Consider the following 16,879-nt stretch of genomic DNA (forward strand, 5'->3'; position numbering starts at 1 on the left):
AACGTATGAAACCCGGAATCCTTGTCACCCGCGCGATGTTTCCCGAAGTGCTCGAGCGCTTGCGTGAGACCTTCGACGTGATCGACAACCAGGCGGACATCGAGTATCCGCCCGAAGCGCTGGCCGAGCGGCTGCAAGGCCGCGTGGGCCTGCTGTCCAACGCTGCCGACACGATCAACGCCGAGCTGATCAGCCGCGTGCCGACGCTGCGCGCGGTGTGCAACATGGCGGTCGGCTACAACAACTTCGATCTCGCCGCGATGACGCGTGCTGGCATCCTGGCCACAAACACGCCGGACATCCTGACCGAGACCACCGCTGATTTCGGCTGGGCTCTCCTGATGGCCGCCGCACGCCGCGTCTCCGAGTCGGAGCGCTGGCTGCGTTCGGGACAATGGAAGCGCTGGACTTACGACATGTTCCTCGGCGTCGAGGTGTATGGCAGCACGCTGGGCATTCTCGGCATGGGCCGCATCGGCCAGGCGCTGGCGCGGCGCGCGAGCGGCTTTTCGATGCGCGTGATCTATCACAACCGCAGCCGGCTTTCGCCCGAAGTCGAGCAGGACACGCGCGCCACGTATGTCAGCAAGGAGGATCTGCTGAAGGAGGCGGATCACCTCGTGCTGGTATTGCCGTATTCCGAGGAAAGTCATCACGCCATCGGTGCGGCCGAATTGGCACAGATGAAGCCGACCGCCACGCTGGTCAACCTCGCGCGCGCGGCATCGTGGATGACGCCGCATTGGCGCAGGCGCTGGCGGACAAGCGCATCTTTGCGGCCGGCCTGGATGTGTACGAGGGCGAGCCTAAGGTGCATCCGGCGTTGCTGGACGCCGAGCACGTCGCGCTCACGCCGCACATTGCCAGTGCCACCTTGGGCACGCGCCTCGGCATGGCCAACCTGGCGGCCGACAACCTCATCGCTGCGCTCGGCTTCGGCCCGCGCGCGGGGCGGCCGCCCAACTTGTTGAACCCGGATGCGCTGGCGCAGCGCGCCTCCTCCTGACCGAACGCTGATATGGACTGGTTGGCTTTACTGACGTTGCTGGGCGTGGCCGTGGTGGCCGCGCTGTGCGTGCTGATCTGGCGCGGCGTGTCTCGCCCGGCGCAGAGCGATGTATCGCCGATGCTCGCGGCGCTGCAAGATGGGCTCATGCGTGAACTCACGCGCGGCAACGAACGCATCGAACGCGAACTGCGCGGCGAAATCGCCGAGACGGCCCGCATCGGCCGCAGCGACGTCACGCAACAACTGGGGCAGTTTCAGCAGGTGCTGGCCACGCAGCTCACCAGCGTCGCCACGCTGCAGAACAACCAGATCGACACGTTCGCGCAGCAGCTCACCAAGCTGACCGAGACGAACACGCAGCAGCTCGAGGCCGTGCGTCAGAACCTGCAGCAGCAAGCCCAGCAGGCACGCGAAGAGCAGGGCAACGCGCTGCGTCGATTTGGCGAGACGATGCAGCAGCAGCTCGCCCAACTGGGCGAGGGCAACGAGCGCCGTCTGGCCGAGGTACGCGCCACGCTGGAGCAGAAGCTCAAGGACATCGAGGCGAACAACGCGACCAAACTCGACGAGATGCGCCGCACCGTCGACGAAAAGCTGCACGCCACGCTGGAGCAGCGCCTGGGCGAATCGTTCAAGCTGGTGTCGGATCGGCTTGAGCAGGTGCATCGCGGCCTGGGCGAAATGCAGGCGCTGGCCCAAGGCGTGGGCGACCTGAAGAAGGTGCTGACCAACGTGAAGACGCGCGGCACCTGGGGCGAGGTCCAGCTTGAGATGCTGCTGGAGCAGATGCTCACGCCCGAGCAGTACGACAAGAACGTCGAGACCGTGCACGGTACGGGTGCGCGCGTGGAGTTTGCCATCCGCCTGCCCGGCAAGACCGATGCCGATCACGATGCCACCGTCTGGCTGCCGATCGATGCCAAGTTCCCGAAAGAGCAGTACGAACGCCTGCTCGACGCACAGGAACGTGCCGATGCCGAAGCCGCTGCCGGCGCGAGCCGCGAGCTGGAAGTCGCGGTGCGCAAGGAGGCGCAGACCATCCACGAGAAGTACATCGCGCCGCCGGCCACGACCGACTTCGCCATCCTGTTTCTGCCGACGGAAGGTCTTTACGCTGAAGTGCTGCGCCGCCCCGGCCTGACGGATGAGCTGCAGCGCAAGTTCCGCGTGACGGTGGCGGGGCCGACCACGCTCACCGCGATCCTCAACAGTCTGCAGATGGGCTTCCGAACGCTGGCGCTGGAAAAGCGCTCCAGCGAAGTCTGGCAGGTGCTCGGCGCCGTAAAGAGCGAGTTCGGAAAGTTTGGCGACGTGCTGGCCGCGACGAAGAAAACGCTGGAGCGCGCCGTCAGCAACATCGAGCAGGCCGAGGTGCGTACGCGGCAGATGAATCGCAAGCTCAAGGCCGTGGAGGCATTGCCGAGTGATTCCGCGCAGAGCGTGCTGGGGCTGGAAACCGCCGTGCCGCCGGATGAGGAAATCGAGGCCGATTAAGACCGGTCTGACCGGGCCATCAGCAAAAGAAAAGGGGCGGATATTCCGCCCCTTCTTCTTGCACCGAGGAAGCGATCAGGCTTCTTCCGGCACGTCGCGCAGCAGGATCTCGATGCCGCCAAAGCGCTCGGCGACCCAGTTGTAGGCATGGCAGGCGAGCCACAGCGCGCCAAAACCCACCAGGGCATTGAGAATCAGGCCGCTGAGCACGACGATCGTCGGCAGTTCACCGTAGCGGACAAAGCCGACGAAGAAGAACAGCCCCACGACCGGCAGCGAGAAACAGAGATACACCAGTACCAGCGCGCGGGCGGTATGGGCCGGGTGAAGATACGCAATCTCCTTGGTCATCATGGCAGTGCTCAGGCTCAAATCCGAAACAATCAAACTGGCGCAGAGTGTAGCGAATCGACCGGTGCACCGATACCCGCAGCCCGGAGGTGACGCAAAAAACCGACAGCCTGCGGTGTTGCTGGCGGCGCAAGAGCCGCCGTCGCCACGCCGCTTAGACGAGACCGTCGAACAGCAGGACCTGCACGGCGTCGCCAGCGTTGACCTGGCCCTGTTCGTGGGCTAGCACAACGAAGCAATTGGCTTCACTCATGGAGCGCAGCACGCCGGAACCCTGCTGGCCGGTCAGGCGGACTTCGAGCTGGCCGCGATCGTTCAGGGCGGCGATTGCGCGCTGATATTCCGTGCGCCCGGGCCGCTTGCGGATCGGGGCGGCGCTCACGGCCGGCACCAGCGGTGCGCCGGCGTCGGCGGCGCCCATCATGCGCAGCAGCGCGCCGCGCACGAAGTGATAGAACGTCACCATCACCGCCACCGGGTTGCCGGGCAAGCCAAAGAGGAATGCGCTGTGGCCATTTGACGCGATGCGTCCGAACGCCATCGGGCGGCCCGGGCGCATGGCGATCTTCCAGAACGTCACGTCGCCCAGCTTGGCCATCATCTGTTTGGTGAAGTCCGCTTCGCCGACGGAGACCCCGCCCGAAGTGATGATCGCATCGGCGTTTTCGGCGGCGGTGCGGAAGGCGGTTTCAAGCGCCTCCGGGTCGTCGCGCACGACGCCCATGTCGAGCAATTCCACACCCAGGCGCGAAAGCATGCCGTGCAGCGTGTAGCGGTTGGAGTCATACACACAGCCGGCGTCGAGCGGTTCACCAATGGAGCGCAACTCGTCGCCGGTGGAGAAGAACGCCACGCGCAGCTTGCGGCGCACCGACACTTCGGCGATGCCGAGCGAGGCCAGCAGACCGATATCGGCCGGGCGCAGCGTACGGCCGGCGGACAGCGCGGCGCTGCCACGCGCGAGATCTTCGCCACGCAGACGACGGTTGTCGCCGGCACGCACGGCATCGCGGGCAAAGCGGACGGTGTTGGCATCGCCTTGCGTGAATTCCTGCGGGATGACCGTATCGCAGCCCGCCGGCATGACGGCGCCGGTCATGACGCGCACGGCTTCGCCCGCGCTGGGCGCGCCGTCAAAGGCGACACCCGCATACGCCGTGCCGATCACGCGCAATGAGACTTCTCCTGCGCCGCCGCCCAGTTCCGCGCTGGCAAAGGCAAAGCCGTCCATTGCCGAGTTGTCGTGCGAAGGCACGTCGATGGACGACAGCACGTCTTCGGCGAGCACGCGGTCCAGCGCGCTGCGAATGGGCACGCGGGCGACGCCCGTCACGGGCTGCACGAAGTCGCGCATGATGGCTTGCGCCTGCGCGACGGGCAGGGCGTTCGGATCGTAATCGGACAGACACGAAACGACGGAGGCGAGGGTGGTCATGACGTCGATGAGGAATCGGTGGCGTTGGCGCTCTAGCGGCGCTCGGCCAGCTGGTGCAGTTCTTCCAGCGTGTTGATGTTGGCGAAGGCGGCGCTGTCGTCGAACACGACGTCGACCGTCGGATGACGTGCCGTCCAGGTTTCGATCTTGCGGCCCCCGCCTTGCAGATAGACGATCAGGTCGTCAGCCAGCAGCGCATCGATCAGACAGAAGACCGGCTGCACCTGCCGGCGCGGTACCCCTTGCGCATCCGGCTCCATCGTCACCGGCATGGCGATGCGCGCATTGGCTTCTTCCATTGCGTGCGAGAGCTTGGCGGCCAGGTCGGTCGGCACGAAAGGCGAATCGCACGGCGCGGTCAGCAGGTAACGCGTCTGGCATTGCTCCAGCCCGGCCAGGATGCCCGCCAAGGGGCCGGCAAAGTCCGGCACCGGATCCGCCACCACCGGCACGCCAAACGATTCGTACGCAGCGAGGTTGCGATTGGCGTTGATCAGCATGTGGCCTACCTGCGGCGACAGGCGCATCAGCGTGTGCATCGCCATCGGCGCGCCGCGAAATGTCTGCAGGCCCTTGTCAACGCCGCCCATGCGGCTGCCCCGGCCGCCGGCCAGGATCAGGCCGGTGATGTCGGATGTCGGAATCATGTCGTTGAACGCTGGCGGATTCACCCGCCGATGTAGGACATTTCGATGCGCCGGCCGGCCGGCTGGGCCTTGCCGCTCGCACGCAATTCGGAATAGCGGTCGGCGCGGCCCTGCCAGACAGAGCGGATCGCGTTGGAGATTTCGAGGTCGGTTGCGCCGCCGCGCAATAGCGCGCGCAGGTCGAAACCTTCGGTGGCGAACAGGCAGAGATACAGCTTGCCTTCGGTCGACAACCGGGCACGCGTGCACGCGTGGCAGAACGCTTGCGTCACGCTGGAGATCACGCCGATTTCGCCCGCACCATCGGTGTAGCGCCAACGCTCGGCGGTTTCGCCGCTGTAGTTGGCCGATACGGGCTCGATCGCAAATTCTGCAGACAAACGCTCGACGACCTGCGACGAGGGCACGACAGAGCGCATTTCCCAGTGGTTGGTCGTGCCGACGTCCATGTATTCGATAAAGCGCACGATGATGCCGCTGCCCCGGAAGTGGCGCGCCATCGGCACGATCTGATCGTCGTTGTCGCCTTTCTTGACGACCATGTTGACCTTCAGCGGCGCCAGGCCCACGTTCTGCGCGACTTCGATACCGTGCAGCACCTCGCTCACAGCGAAGTCGACATCGTTCATACGGCGGAAAGTGACATCGTCGATGCCGTCCAGGCTGACGGTCACGCGGCTCAGGCCCGCGTCCTTGAGCGATTGCGCCTTGCGGGCGAGCAGGGCGCCGTTGGTCGTGAGCGTGAGGTCCAGCGGCTTGCCTTCGGCGGTGGTGAGGCGCGCGAGCATTTCGACCAATCGTTCGATGTTCTTGCGCAGCAACGGCTCGCCACCCGTCAGGCGGATCTTTTCGACACCATGCTCGATAAACAGCCGCGCCATGCGCTCGATCTCTTCGAACGACAGCAGCTCGGAATGCCGCAGAAAGCGGTAATCCTTGTCGAAGACGTCCTTCGGCATGCAGTACACGCAGCGGAAATTGCAGCGGTCCGTCACCGAGATGCGCAGATCGTGCAGCCTGCGGCCGCGCGTGTCTGTCAGCGTGCCCTCTGCGGGGACGAGCACGTTCGGCACGCTGGGTACCGTGGCGCGATGGTGCTGACCATCGCGCAAATCGTAGAGGGGGATGACGGTTTCGGTCATGGTGTGGTGCGGTGCGTCAATCCACGAAGCGGGAGTGTTGCACTCGATACAACTTCGAGTGTAGCGCAGCCCCTGTCCCGCGCGAGCGGTGGGGTTTCATACTCGATATATCGCGCACAGAAAAAAGGGCGGCCGAAGCCGCCCTCACGCATTCGCCCCCGGCGGTCGCCCGCCGGTGTGTTGCTTATTGCTGGTCTGCGCCACCCGCCGGGCGGTTGGTTTCAACCAGGATCATCGGGCCGTGCTGGATCGGCGGCAGCGGTTTGCGCTCGCGGGGCACACGCGGGGCTGCGACAGTGCGCGCAGCTTCTTCCTGCGATGCACGCAGCTTCTGGCTGTCGGTATGGACCCACGTCATGCCGGCGTTGTCGAGCACGCTCTGCAGCGTCTCGATCGGCAGCGGCGAAGCCTTCGCAATCGTGCTGACCGGAGCCGGCACTTCTGCAAAGGCCGTCACGATGGTTTCTTGAGGCGCTGCCACTGCCGCTTCCGGCGCGGGCGCTGCGGTAGCCGTTGCCATTGCGGGCTCCGTCGGCTGCACTTGCGGCAGGGCCGACACAGGCGCCACGGCTTCCGCCCCATGCACCGGCTCTTGCACCACCGGAGCCGGATTCTCGACCGGGGCAAACGACGTCGTCTGCACAGGTTCCGTCACGGTTGCCGGCAGCACCGGCTCGGCATGCATTTCGGCGACGGCTTCGTCGGCGGTTTCGGCGTTTTCGTTCTCGCCTTCACCTTCGGCGCGGACGCCTTCCGCGCCCTCGCGGTCACGGCGATAACGGTTACGGCCACGACGACCACGGCGACGGCGCTCTTCACCTTCACCGTTGCCTTCCGCGCCCGGCGTCACGCCTTCGCCGGCGATGCTTTCTGCCGGAGCAGCGGTGTCGAGCAGCGGTTGCGGCACTTGCGACGCAGCGGTCTGATCGATCAGGGCTTCGGCGGCCACGGCTGCGGCTTCCTTGGCCTGTTGATCGCGTTCGCCACGGTTTTCGCGTGGTTCGCGGTTTTCACGTGGCTCACGCGGCTCGCGACCCTCGCGGGCTTCACGGCCCTCACGCGGTTGGCGCTCGCGACGTTCCTGATTGCGCTCGCGGCGGCCTTGGCCTTGATTCTGGCCCTCGGCGCGAACCTCTTGACCTTGTTGCGGCTGACGAGCTTCAGCCGTCTCGCGAACAGCGCCCTCGACCTGGGCCGGCTGGCGGTTGCGATCACGGTTGCCGCGCTGGCCGTCACGTTGACCTTCGCGCTGGCCCTGTTGCTGACCTTCGCGCTGGCCCTGTTGCTGACCTTCGCGAGCTTCGTTGCGCTCACGGCCCTGGCGGTTGCCGTCACGGCCGTTCTGGCCCTGACCTTGGCGCTCGCCACGTTCGCCGCGCTGGCCACGGCCACCACGGTCCTGGCGATTGCCACGGCCTTGGCGGTTGCCTTCTTCAGCACGTTGCTTCGGCGTTTCGACGGGCGCGGCCACCACCGGCTCGGCCGGCTTTGCGCCAAACAGCGATTTCAGCCACGAAACGAAACCACCCTGGGCAGGCACCGGAGCCGGCGCCTGCGGTGCGGGAGCGGCTTCCGTACGAGCCGGACGCTCGGCGCGCGGCACCGACACGGGCGCCGGTTGGTCCGGCGTGATGCCCTTGACGGCGGCTTCCTGGCGCGGCTTGGCGGCTTCCTTGCGGGTGCTGTACGCGGTGTCGGCTTCCAGTTCCTTGGCGGCCTCTTCGGCCATCTTGTAGCTGGCCTTGTCGTCGTCCAGACGCGGATCGTCGTGGCGCAGGCGCTCGAGCTTGTAGTGCGGCGTCTCCAGATGCTTGTTCGGGATCAGGAGCACGTTGACCTTGAAGCGCGTCTCGATCAGGTTGATGTCCGGGCGCTTCTCGTTGAGCAGGAACGCGGCCACTTCCACCGGCACCTGGCAGTGGATCGCGGCGGTGTTTTCCTTCATCGCCTCTTCCTGGATGATGCGCAGCACCTGCAGGGCGGACGATTCGGTATCGCGGATGTGACCCGTGCCGTTACAGCGCGGGCAAGTGACGTGCGAGCCTTCCGACAGCGACGGACGCAGGCGTTGGCGCGACAGTTCCATCAGGCCGAAACGGCTGATCTTGCCCATCTGAACGCGGGCGCGGTCGTGGCGCAGTGCGTCTTTGAGGCGGGTTTCGACGTCTTTCTGCGCCTTGCTCGACTCCATGTCGATGAAGTCGATCACGATCAGGCCGCCCAAGTCGCGCAGGCGCAGCTGGCGGGCGATTTCGTCGGCGGCTTCGAGGTTCGTGCGCGCAGCGGTTTCCTCGATATCTGCGCCCTTGGTGGCGCGCGCCGAGTTCACGTCAATGGCGACGAGTGCCTCGGTGTGGTCGATCACGATGGCGCCACCCGACGGCAGCATGACCATACGCGAATACGCCGATTCGATCTGGTGTTCGATCTGGAAGCGCGAGAACAGGGGAACGTCGTCGCGGTACTTCTTCACCCGATTCATGTTGTCGGGCATCACCACGCTCATGAAAGCGCGGGCCTGATCGTAGATATCGTCCGTATCGATCAGGATTTCACCGATATCCGGCTGGAAGTAATCGCGAATCGCCCGGATCACCAGGCTGGATTCGAGATAGATCAGCAGCGGGGCCTTGTTGTCGACGGCAGCGCCGTCAACGGCCTTCCACAACTGCATCAGGTAGTTCAAGTCCCACTGCAGCTCTTCAGCGGAACGGCCGATGCCGGCGGTGCGGGCGATGATGCTCATGCCGTCCGGCACTTGCAGTTGCGCCATCGTCTCGCGCAGTTCCTGTCGGTCTTCGCCCTCGATGCGGCGCGACACACCGCCGCCACGCGGGTTGTTGGGCATCAGCACCAAGTAGCGGCCGGCCAGCGAGATGAACGTGGTCAGGGCTGCGCCCTTGTTGCCGCGTTCTTCCTTTTCAACCTGGACGATCAGTTCCTGGCCCTCAGACAGGGCGTCCTGGATGCGTGCGCCGCGCACGTCCACCCCGTCCTTGAAATAGGCGCGGGCGACTTCCTTGAAGGGCAGGAAACCGTGCCGCTCTTCGCCGTAATTGACGAAGCACGCTTCCAGCGACGGTTCGATGCGGGTGATGACACCCTTGTAGATATTGCCTTTGCGCTGTTCGCGCCCGGCAGTTTCGATGTCGATGTCGATCAGTTTCTGACCATCGACGATGGCGACGCGCAATTCCTCTTGCTGCGTCGCATTGAACAACATGCGTTTCATTGCAACCTCACTCCAATGCCGTGCGAGCACGGCGCTTCATGGAGCACGCAAAGGCGGAGCGGGTGGTCAACGAATTGCCGGTGTGTCGGCCAGCAAAAAAGGCGCGACGGGGCACGGGCGAAAGAAATGAGGGCATTCCACGCGTCATCATGGATGGCAGGGCGGAGTCTGCGGACGCCGTTGGCGTCAGTTGCGCGTCCTGTCACTCGTGCCACGGACCCGATCCATTTGCAGGCGGGCCGGCGGCGGCGAGTCGCGTGAAGCGACCACAAAGAGCGAATTGACGGACGGCCTGTCCGGACGAAACCCGCGGCGGGGCAAATCGGGCGGCGTGCTGCTTTTTGGAGTTTTGCCGCCGGACCGCCATGGCAACGCGGTAACCGGATGTTCAGCCGGCCGGCACCAGTCTGGTGCGGCAAGGGCTTCTTTCACCAAGCGGGCGCCGTATGGATGACCATGTGGCGCCCGCCTTTGAATTCTGTTCTACCAGCTGCTCGTTCTACGCTGGCCGACGTTGCCGACGTGATCTTTGGTTCACGTCCTGCGCGATGGGACAGCGGTGCGTGCTGCTTTCGTGCCGATTAGTCGGCCACGTGATTAGCTTTGTAACACAAGTGGGCGAGAGATCGGCACGTTCCGGACCGAAACGGTGGCTGTGTACAATACCTGTTGTTTCGTTCCGACCGGCTGTTGCTGGCACCTAAACGACTGTCCAGCGGGAAAATTATATTGAAAATGAATGAGTTACGCCATCCATTTGATGGCCGCATTCAACAGGCCGGACGTGGCACCCTGGGCGATGCCCTCGACGGCAAGTCAGTCGCCTATGTTGAAATCGGTGAAGACGCCGAAGGGCAACGCATCGACAATTTCCTGATGCGCGTGGCCAAGGGCGTGCCCAAAAGTCATATCTATCGCATCCTGCGTTCGGGCGAAGTGCGGGTCAACAAGGGCCGCATCGACGCGGAATATCGCCTGAAACTGGGCGATCTGGTCCGTATCCCGCCGCTTCGGATCGCGCAGCAGGCTGAAGCTGCGCGCGTGGTTCCGGCGGCGGAATTCACGATCCTTCACGAAGATACACATCTGTTGGTGATCGATAAGCCCGCCGGGGTCGCCGTGCACGGCGGCTCGGGGGTGGCGTTTGGGGTGATTGAGCAATTGCGCCAGTCGCGTCCGGAGGCCAAGTTCCTGGAGCTGGTGCATCGCCTCGACCGCGAAACGTCGGGCGTGCTGCTGCTTGCCAAAAAGCGCTCTGCGCTGGTAGCGCTGCATGAACAGATCCGCGAAGGCCAGTTGGACAAGCGGTATTTTGCGGCTGTGAAGGGCGTCTGGCCGCACAAGCGACAACACATCAAGTCGCCGCTACACAAATACACCACGCCGGAAGGTGAGCGTCGCGTGCGCGTGCAGGCCGACGGACAGGCGTCGCACACGATCTTCAACAAGGTCGGCGTGTTTGGCCCATACACATTGCTGGAGGCCGAACTGAAAACGGGGCGCACGCACCAGATTCGGGTGCACTTGGCGCACGCCGGCTTTCCGATTCTGGGCGACGACAAGTACGGCGATTTCGCCCTGAACAAGGCGCTGTCCCGCGCGAATGCTTCGCCCCGACTGGCGCGGATGTTCCTGCACGCCCATCGTCTGCAGCTGACGCACCCGCAAAGCGGTGAAACGGTCACGTTTAACGCCCCGTTGTCTGCTGAGTGTGCCGATTTCCTCAACGCTTTCCAGAGCCCCGATTCCGATGCCGCAGCAACGCTTTGATCTGATCGTCTTCGATTGGGATGGCACGTTGATGGATTCGACGTCGGCCATCACCCGATCAATCCAGCTTGCCTGCCGGGATCTTGACCTGCCGGTGCCCGACGATGCGCGGGCCAGCCATGTGATCGGCCTGGGACTGAGGGATGCCCTCGAATATGCCGTTCCGACGCTCGATCCGGCCGATTACGGCAAGCTGGCTGACCGGTATCGCTTCCATTACCTGAGCCGCGACGCGCACCTCGTCCTGTTTCCGGGTGTGCGCGAAATGCTGGAAGCACTGCGCCGCCAGAACTATCTGCTGGCTGTGGCGACGGGCAAGTCCCGCGTCGGCCTGCAACGTGCGATGGAGGCGACCAATCTGACGGGAGTGTTCGATAACACCCGCTGCGCCGATGAGACGTTCTCCAAGCCGCACCCCGCGATGCTGCTCGAACTGACGCGCGATCTCGGCATGGAAGTCGAGCGCACGCTGATGATCGGCGACACGACGCACGATCTGCAGATGGCCGCCAATGCGGGTGCCGCTGGTGTGGCTGTTACGTACGGTGCGCATCCGGCCGATGTGCTGGACTCGCTGGCGCCGCTGTATTCCGCGAAGTCCGTTCCTGATTTGCACAATTGGCTGACGCAGCATGCCTGACATGCCTGAACAGATTCGTGTGTGCGAGAGTGCTGCGCTGGAAGATGGCGGCTTGGGTGTCCGGTTTCAGGTGGAGGTGCGCGGACGTCTCGTCAGCGCGTTTGTTGTCCGTTACGAGGGCGGCGTCCACGGTTATCTGAACCAGTGCGCGCATGTGCCGATGGAAATGGACTGGCAAGAAGGCCAGTTTTTTGAAAGCTCGGGTCTGTATTTGATGTGCGCTACGCATGGCGCCATTTACGAGCCGGATACTGGCCGGTGCGTCGGCGGGCCGTGCCGAGGTTCGCATTTATCCAAGCTGGAGATTGCCGAGCGAGACGGGGCAGTCTGGTGGCAACCGGATGCGTTATTCCGGGCGCCGGCTCCCGCGCCAGCGCCAACGCCGTCTGCCTAGTCGCGCAGTTCTTCATCTCGATCGTTTTTCTTGTCTATGACCGACTCGATTCCGCCGAAAGGCCCCGAAGACGCGCCCAACGAGGGTGCAGGCAAACCAGAGGCGCTGGAGGTCACCCAGCACGCGGATCATCCGCTCGAAGCCGAATTGCGCAACCCGGCAGCAGGCAAACCCACGTCGGGATCTGCGCCAACAGCGTCCGCGCAAGCCAGCGGCTGGGAGCGTGAGGTACTCGAAAAAGTACTGTTGGCGACCGTCCGTGAGCAGCGCGCCGCGCGCCGCTGGCGCATCTTTTTCCGCTTCGTGACGCTGGGCCTGATCGGGGTGCTTATCTACGCATTCGCCAGTCTGGAAGGCGAAACCGTCAGCACGGGCCGTCATACGGCCGTTGTCACGCTTGACGGCGAAATTGCGGCCAACACGAATGCCAGCGCTGAAAACATCAATGCGTCGTTGCAAGCCGCGTTTGCAGACGACAACACGGTCGGCGTGATCCTGAAGATCAATTCGCCGGGCGGCTCGCCGGTGCAGGCCGGCATGATCAATGATGAAATCCGCCGTCTGCGCGCCAAGTACAAAAAGATTCCGTTGTACGTGGTGGTGGAGGAGATGTGCGCGTCAGGCGGTTACTACGTGGCCGCCGCTGCAGACAAGATTTACGTCGACAAAGCCAGCATCGTCGGCTCCATCGGTGTGCTAATGGACGGTTTCGGCTTTACTGGCCTGATGGATAAGGTGGGTGTCGAGCGCCGCTTGCTCACCGCCGGCTCTAACAAGGGGATGCTTGATCCGTTCTCGCCCGTGTCACCGCAGCAGAAACAATATGCCCAAGAGATGCTGGACCAGGTGCATCAGCAGTTCATCGATGTGGTCAAGCAGGGGCGTGGCAACCGACTGAAGGACGATCCGACGCTGTTCACCGGGCTGTTCTGGACGGGTGCCAAGGCGGTGGATCTTGGCTTGGCCGACGCGATCGGCAGCTCGGACTTTGTCGCGCGCAGTGTCATCAAGGCGCCGGACGTGGTCGACTACACGGTCAAGGAAAACTTCGCTTCGCGCGTGGCACGCAAGCTCGGCACGGCGATGGGCGCGGGCGCCGTGAAGGCGCTGGCCGCGACGGGCCAGCTCAAGCTCTTGATGAAGGAATAAGCGCGCTATCGCGCCAGCAGCGAGAAGATCGCCGGCCGCTTGTGCAAGTTCATGCGGTCGGCCCGCCAGTCGCTCACCGGAAGCGTGACGACCTGCTCGCTCGGCAGCGTCAGGTCCACTGCGATCGACAGCAGCGTACTCGGCGCGCAGCCAGCCTGGATGGCCTCGAGCAACGCGCCATTGCGGTAGGGCGTTTCGATGAAGACCTGTGTTTGGGCGGCGGAGCGTGAAAGCTGTTCCAATGCGCGCAGCTTCGTCTTGCGCTCAGTCGCGTCGACCGGCAGATAGCCGTTGAACGCAAAGCTCTGGCCGTTCAGACCGGACGCCATCACCGCCAGCAGAATCGAACTCGGTCCCACCAGCGGTTTTACGCGCACGCCACGTCGGTGCGCGAGACGGACGAGATTCGCGCCCGGATCGGCCACCGCCGGCACGCCGGCTTCCGACATCAGCCCCGCGTCTTGCCCGGCAACCACGGGCGCCAGCAGCGCTTCCAGTTCCGATTCCGGCGTTTTGACGTTCAGTTCGCGAATGGTGATTTCCTGCAGCGGACGTGCCAGCGGTGTCGTCTCGGCCAGCTTTTTGAGCAGCGCACGCGCCGTCTTGGCGTGTTCGGCGACGAAATAGTCGAGTTGTGCGGTGATCTGCTGCACGCCCGCCGGAATCACATCGGGCAGCGGGTCGGCCGCATCGCGCGACCCCAGCGTATTTGGAATGAGGTAAAGCGTACCGGCCATGGTTCAGGCGAAGAGCGGGTAGTGAACGTTGCGCAGCATGCTGGTCAATGCGATCAGCGGCAGACCCACCAGCGCGGTCGGATCCGACGATTCCACTCGCTCAAGCAGGGCGATGCCCAGCCCCTCCGATTTGGCGCTCCCCGCAACGTCGTACGGATGTTCCAGGTGCAAGTAGGCGTCCAATTCCTCATCGGAAAGATTGCGGAACGTCGCCAGGGTGCGAATATCCTGGCTCTGGTGTTGCCCTGTCCGGCCGTCGTACAGGCACAACGCCGAATGAAATGTGACGGTGCGTCCACGCATCCAGTGCAGTTGCGCCAGGGCGCGGGCGTGGTCGCCGGGCTTGCCGACCTGCTTGCCGTCGAGTGTGGCGACCTGATCGGAGCCGATGACGAGCGCGCCGGGATAGTCTGCTGCAACCTTCTCCGCCTTCTGCCGAGCCAAGCGCAGAGCGGTCTGGTCGGGCGACTCATACGGGGCGGGGGTCTCGTCGATGTTCGGTACCACGATCTCAAACGGCAGGCGCAAGCGTTCGAGCAATTCCCGCCGATATGGCGAGCTGGAGGCGAGAATTAGCGGCGGACGCGATGCAGAAGTCATAAGTGCTTGAAGATGCAGTGGATTTTGAGCAAAACCTTTTGACTTCAGAGGTTTCTGCCCGCTATAATCCCGCGTTTCGCGGTTTGGCCGCGCAGTGTCGCAAACCGGGCGCCCAGGCGCAAGGTGTCAGGCGTTGCAGGGCGGTCGATCCGGTTCGCGCACCAACACAGCAACGCGTTCAGCAGGTTCGATTCGTGGATTTTCGTGCATTCGATCTTTTCGCGTTCATTCGCGCGGGCGAGCCGGCAAGCGGCACGGTCCAGCTGACCGATATGCCGCGCCTGCTGGCCGAGCAGGCCGCCGATGCACCAGCTGACGCCAACCCGGAGTTCCGTTGGCAACTGCAGGGTCTGGTGCGTGAAGAGGCCACCGCCGGTCAGTTGCCGCGTCAGCGTCTCTTCATCGATCTGGAAGTGGACGGTGCGGTCTGGCTGCAATGCCAGCGATGCCTCAAGGCGTATGAGCAACCGCTGCCGGTGCGCACGCGCCTGGAAGTCATGCGCTCGGAAGCCGAGGCCGACGCTGCGCCGCTGGACGACGATGAAGCCGATGTCATCGTTGGCTCGCGCAGCTTCGATCTGATCACGCAGATCGAAGATGAGCTGTTGCTGGCGTTGCCGGTGTCGCCGCGTCATGCAGTCTGCCCGGATGAGGTGTTGCCGGAAGAGGCTGAAGCTGAAAAGAAGCCGTCGCCGTTCGCGGTGCTGGCTAACCTGAAGACCAAACATTAGGCGTGCGCGAGTATTGCGCGCGCTGATGGCAGTACGTTTCACACGCCTACCGGAATGGCTACGCTCCGGCTCCGTGTGATGTGATAAAATCGATCAAATTGCTTAGGAGTCAGTCATGGCTGTTCAACAAAACAAGAAGTCGCCGTCCAAGCGCGGCATGCATCGTTCGCACGATTTCCTGACGACGGCCCCGATCGCTGTCGAGCCGACCACCGGCGAAGTGCACCTGCGTCACCACGTGAGCCCGAATGGCTACTATCGCGGCCGCAAGGTTGTGAAGACCAAGAACGACTGATGCGATTTGCCAGTTTTCTGGCAAGCGTGTTGGGTTGGTCTGAACGCACAGGTTCATGATGCAAGCGAAAAAGCGGCAAGCCAATTTGCCGCTTTTTTGTTGAGCGAAATTCGGCAATGCGTGTACGGGTTTGTGTACCATACGCGCGCCAACGGCCGGAGCCGCACGTGAAACCGCAACTCAGACTCGCATGACCATCAAGCTTGCCATCGACTGCATGGGTGGTGATCACGGCGTTGGCGTGACAATCCCCGCAGCGATCCATTTTCTCGCCGCACACGAAGACGTCGAAATGCTGCTCGTCGGGCAGCCCGATGCCATCGCGGCGCAGCTCAAGCGACTTCACGCCACCGCGAACCCGCGTGTCCACGTCGTCCCCGCCTCTGAGGTGGTGTCGATGGACGATCCGGTCGAGGTCGCGCTGCGCAAGAAGAGAGATTCTTCGATGCGCGTGGCCATCAATCAGCTCAAGGACGGCGCCGCTCAGGCGTGCGTTTCCGCCGGCAACACCGGCGCCTTGATGGCCGTGTCGCGTTACGTGCTCAAGACGCTGGACGGCATTGATCGCCCGGCCATCGCCACCGCCATCCCGAACGAGAAGGGCGCCGGCACCACCGTGCTGGACCTGGGTGCCAACGCTGACTGCGAGCCCGAGCATCTGCTGCAGTTTGCGCAGATGGCCTCGGCGATGGTGTCGGTGGTTGAGCAGAAGCCTCGGCCGACGGTCGGCTTGCTCAACATCGGCGAAGAGGTCATCAAGGGCAACGAGGTCGTCAAGCACGCAGGTGAGCTGCTGCGCGCCTCCGATCTCAATTTCTTCGGCAACGTTGAGGGCAACGACATCTTCAAGGGCACGACCGACATCGTTGTCTGCGATGGCTTTGTCGGTAATGTGGCGCTCAAGAGCACCGAGGGCCTGGCCAAGATGATCGGCGAGATGCTGCGCCAGGAATTCAGTCGCTCGTGGTTCACCAAACTGCTCGCCGTCGTGGCGCTGCCGGTGTTGACGCGGTTCAAACGGCGTGTCGATCATCGGCGCTACAATGGCGCCGCGCTGCTCGGTCTGCGTGGCCTCGTCATCAAGAGCCACGGCTCGGCGGATGCCTACGCGTTCGAATGGGCCATCAAGCGTGCCTACGACGCCGCGGCCAACGGCGTGATCGCCCGCATTGCGCAGGCGTTCGAATCGCACCATGACGCAGCGGGCGCTGCGCCGGTCTCCACTTCCACTCCGGCCGCCGACGCAGCTTGAC

The 16,879-nt window shown here is 63.8% G+C and carries 15 protein-coding genes and 1 pseudogene; 9 read left to right on the top strand and 7 right to left on the bottom strand.

Going from position 1 to position 16,879, the window contains the following annotated elements; translation table 11 throughout:
• The first annotated feature begins 5 nt into the window (after positions 1–5).
• Both FUT88_RS05895 and FUT88_RS05900 read left to right on the top strand, forming a co-directional pair.
• A pseudogene (locus FUT88_RS05895) lies at positions 6–1,006 on the top strand (2-hydroxyacid dehydrogenase).
• A 12-nt stretch (positions 1,007–1,018) separates the two neighbouring features.
• Positions 1,019–2,503 (top strand): DNA recombination protein RmuC, encoded by a 1,485-nt coding sequence (locus FUT88_RS05900; protein ID WP_147214210.1) that lies wholly within the window; start codon positions 1,019–1,021, stop codon positions 2,501–2,503.
• Positions 2,504–2,578: 75 nt separating this feature from the next.
• Here the strand turns inward: FUT88_RS05900 and FUT88_RS05905 are convergent, their stop codons facing one another.
• The 5 genes from FUT88_RS05905 to FUT88_RS05925 form a co-directional block, all read right to left on the bottom strand.
• A complete protein-coding gene (locus tag FUT88_RS05905) occupies positions 2,579–2,857 on the bottom strand; it encodes a hypothetical protein (protein ID WP_004635681.1) in 279 nt (92 codons plus the stop codon).
• 151 nt (positions 2,858–3,008) lie between these two features.
• Positions 3,009–4,289, bottom strand: coding sequence for a gephyrin-like molybdotransferase Glp (glp, locus tag FUT88_RS05910; RefSeq protein WP_147214211.1), 1,281 nt, complete (start codon positions 4,287–4,289; stop codon positions 3,009–3,011).
• A 32-nt stretch (positions 4,290–4,321) separates the two neighbouring features.
• Positions 4,322–4,936, bottom strand: a complete 615-nt coding sequence (gene mobA, locus FUT88_RS05915) for a molybdenum cofactor guanylyltransferase MobA (protein WP_147214212.1) — start codon at positions 4,934–4,936, stop codon at positions 4,322–4,324.
• 20 nt (positions 4,937–4,956) lie between these two features.
• Positions 4,957–6,078: a GTP 3',8-cyclase MoaA gene (moaA, locus tag FUT88_RS05920; RefSeq protein WP_147214213.1), complete on the bottom strand. Its 1,122-nt coding sequence runs from the start codon at positions 6,076–6,078 to the stop codon at positions 4,957–4,959.
• Positions 6,079–6,262: 184 nt separating this feature from the next.
• Positions 6,263–9,310 (bottom strand): Rne/Rng family ribonuclease, encoded by a 3,048-nt coding sequence (locus tag FUT88_RS05925; RefSeq protein WP_147214214.1) that lies wholly within the window; start codon positions 9,308–9,310, stop codon positions 6,263–6,265.
• A 735-nt stretch (positions 9,311–10,045) separates the two neighbouring features.
• Here FUT88_RS05925 and FUT88_RS05930 point away from each other — a divergent pair.
• From FUT88_RS05930 to FUT88_RS05945, 4 genes are read left to right on the top strand one after another with little or no spacing between them, the layout of a single operon-like run.
• On the top strand, positions 10,046–11,080 hold the full coding sequence (locus FUT88_RS05930) for an RluA family pseudouridine synthase (RefSeq protein ID WP_147214242.1): 1,035 nt from the start codon (positions 10,046–10,048) through the stop codon (positions 11,078–11,080).
• Positions 11,061–11,720 carry an HAD-IA family hydrolase gene (locus FUT88_RS05935; RefSeq protein WP_147214215.1) on the top strand — a complete coding sequence of 220 codons (660 nt, stop codon included), beginning with the start codon at positions 11,061–11,063 and terminating at the stop codon, positions 11,718–11,720. The genes FUT88_RS05930 and FUT88_RS05935 overlap by 20 nt, the downstream gene beginning before the upstream one ends.
• The gene (locus FUT88_RS05940) at positions 11,713–12,114 is read left to right on the top strand and encodes a Rieske (2Fe-2S) protein (RefSeq protein ID WP_147214216.1); all 402 of its coding nucleotides are present in this window, start codon (positions 11,713–11,715) and stop codon (positions 12,112–12,114) included. The genes FUT88_RS05935 and FUT88_RS05940 overlap by 8 nt, the downstream gene beginning before the upstream one ends.
• A gap of 36 nt (positions 12,115–12,150) precedes the next feature.
• Complete coding sequence (locus FUT88_RS05945; RefSeq protein WP_147214217.1) at positions 12,151–13,263, top strand: S49 family peptidase; 1,113 nt, start codon at positions 12,151–12,153, stop codon at positions 13,261–13,263.
• A 5-nt stretch (positions 13,264–13,268) separates the two neighbouring features.
• On the opposite strand, the gene FUT88_RS05950 is transcribed toward FUT88_RS05945, so the two are convergent.
• Together FUT88_RS05950 and FUT88_RS05955 are read right to left on the bottom strand one after the other, a co-directional pair.
• Entirely contained in the window at positions 13,269–14,000 is a 732-nt protein-coding gene (locus FUT88_RS05950; protein ID WP_147214218.1) for an SAM-dependent methyltransferase, read from the bottom strand.
• A gap of 3 nt (positions 14,001–14,003) precedes the next feature.
• Positions 14,004–14,600, bottom strand: coding sequence for a Maf-like protein (locus tag FUT88_RS05955; protein ID WP_147214219.1), 597 nt, complete (start codon positions 14,598–14,600; stop codon positions 14,004–14,006).
• A gap of 194 nt (positions 14,601–14,794) precedes the next feature.
• Between FUT88_RS05955 and FUT88_RS05960 the strand changes: the two genes are divergently transcribed.
• The 3 genes from FUT88_RS05960 (at position 14,795) to plsX (ending at position 16,878) form a co-directional block, all read left to right on the top strand.
• Entirely contained in the window at positions 14,795–15,331 is a 537-nt protein-coding gene (locus FUT88_RS05960; RefSeq protein ID WP_147214220.1) for a YceD family protein, read from the top strand.
• A gap of 115 nt (positions 15,332–15,446) precedes the next feature.
• Positions 15,447–15,626, top strand: coding sequence for a 50S ribosomal protein L32 (gene rpmF, locus FUT88_RS05965; RefSeq protein ID WP_003268823.1), 180 nt, complete (start codon positions 15,447–15,449; stop codon positions 15,624–15,626).
• A 190-nt stretch (positions 15,627–15,816) separates the two neighbouring features.
• Positions 15,817–16,878 carry a phosphate acyltransferase PlsX gene (gene plsX / locus FUT88_RS05970; protein WP_147214221.1) on the top strand — a complete coding sequence of 354 codons (1,062 nt, stop codon included), beginning with the start codon at positions 15,817–15,819 and terminating at the stop codon, positions 16,876–16,878.
• Position 16,879: the final 1 nt, after the last annotated feature.

The organism is Ralstonia sp. TCR112 (assembly GCF_007997035.1).
Taxonomy (GTDB): domain Bacteria; phylum Pseudomonadota; class Gammaproteobacteria; order Burkholderiales; family Burkholderiaceae; genus Ralstonia; species Ralstonia edaphi.

Coding starts and splice junctions, on each gene's coding strand:
- rpmF (WP_003268823.1), top strand. CDS start 15,447: ATGGCTGTTCAACAAAACAAGAAGTCGCCGTCCAAGCGCGGCATGCAT.
- FUT88_RS05935 (WP_147214215.1), top strand. CDS start 11,061: ATGCCGCAGCAACGCTTTGATCTGATCGTCTTCGATTGGGATGGCACG.
- FUT88_RS05955 (WP_147214219.1), bottom strand. CDS start 14,600: ATGACTTCTGCATCGCGTCCGCCGCTAATTCTCGCCTCCAGCTCGCCA.
- FUT88_RS05900 (WP_147214210.1), top strand. CDS start 1,019: ATGGACTGGTTGGCTTTACTGACGTTGCTGGGCGTGGCCGTGGTGGCC.
- FUT88_RS05930 (WP_147214242.1), top strand. CDS start 10,046: ATGAATGAGTTACGCCATCCATTTGATGGCCGCATTCAACAGGCCGGA.
- mobA (WP_147214212.1), bottom strand. CDS start 4,936: ATGATTCCGACATCCGACATCACCGGCCTGATCCTGGCCGGCGGCCGG.
- FUT88_RS05945 (WP_147214217.1), top strand. CDS start 12,151: ATGACCGACTCGATTCCGCCGAAAGGCCCCGAAGACGCGCCCAACGAG.
- moaA (WP_147214213.1), bottom strand. CDS start 6,078: ATGACCGAAACCGTCATCCCCCTCTACGATTTGCGCGATGGTCAGCAC.
- FUT88_RS05940 (WP_147214216.1), top strand. CDS start 11,713: ATGCCTGACATGCCTGAACAGATTCGTGTGTGCGAGAGTGCTGCGCTG.
- FUT88_RS05905 (WP_004635681.1), bottom strand. CDS start 2,857: ATGATGACCAAGGAGATTGCGTATCTTCACCCGGCCCATACCGCCCGC.
- glp (WP_147214211.1), bottom strand. CDS start 4,289: ATGACCACCCTCGCCTCCGTCGTTTCGTGTCTGTCCGATTACGATCCG.
- FUT88_RS05950 (WP_147214218.1), bottom strand. CDS start 14,000: ATGGCCGGTACGCTTTACCTCATTCCAAATACGCTGGGGTCGCGCGAT.
- FUT88_RS05925 (WP_147214214.1), bottom strand. CDS start 9,310: ATGAAACGCATGTTGTTCAATGCGACGCAGCAAGAGGAATTGCGCGTC.
- plsX (WP_147214221.1), top strand. CDS start 15,817: ATGACCATCAAGCTTGCCATCGACTGCATGGGTGGTGATCACGGCGTT.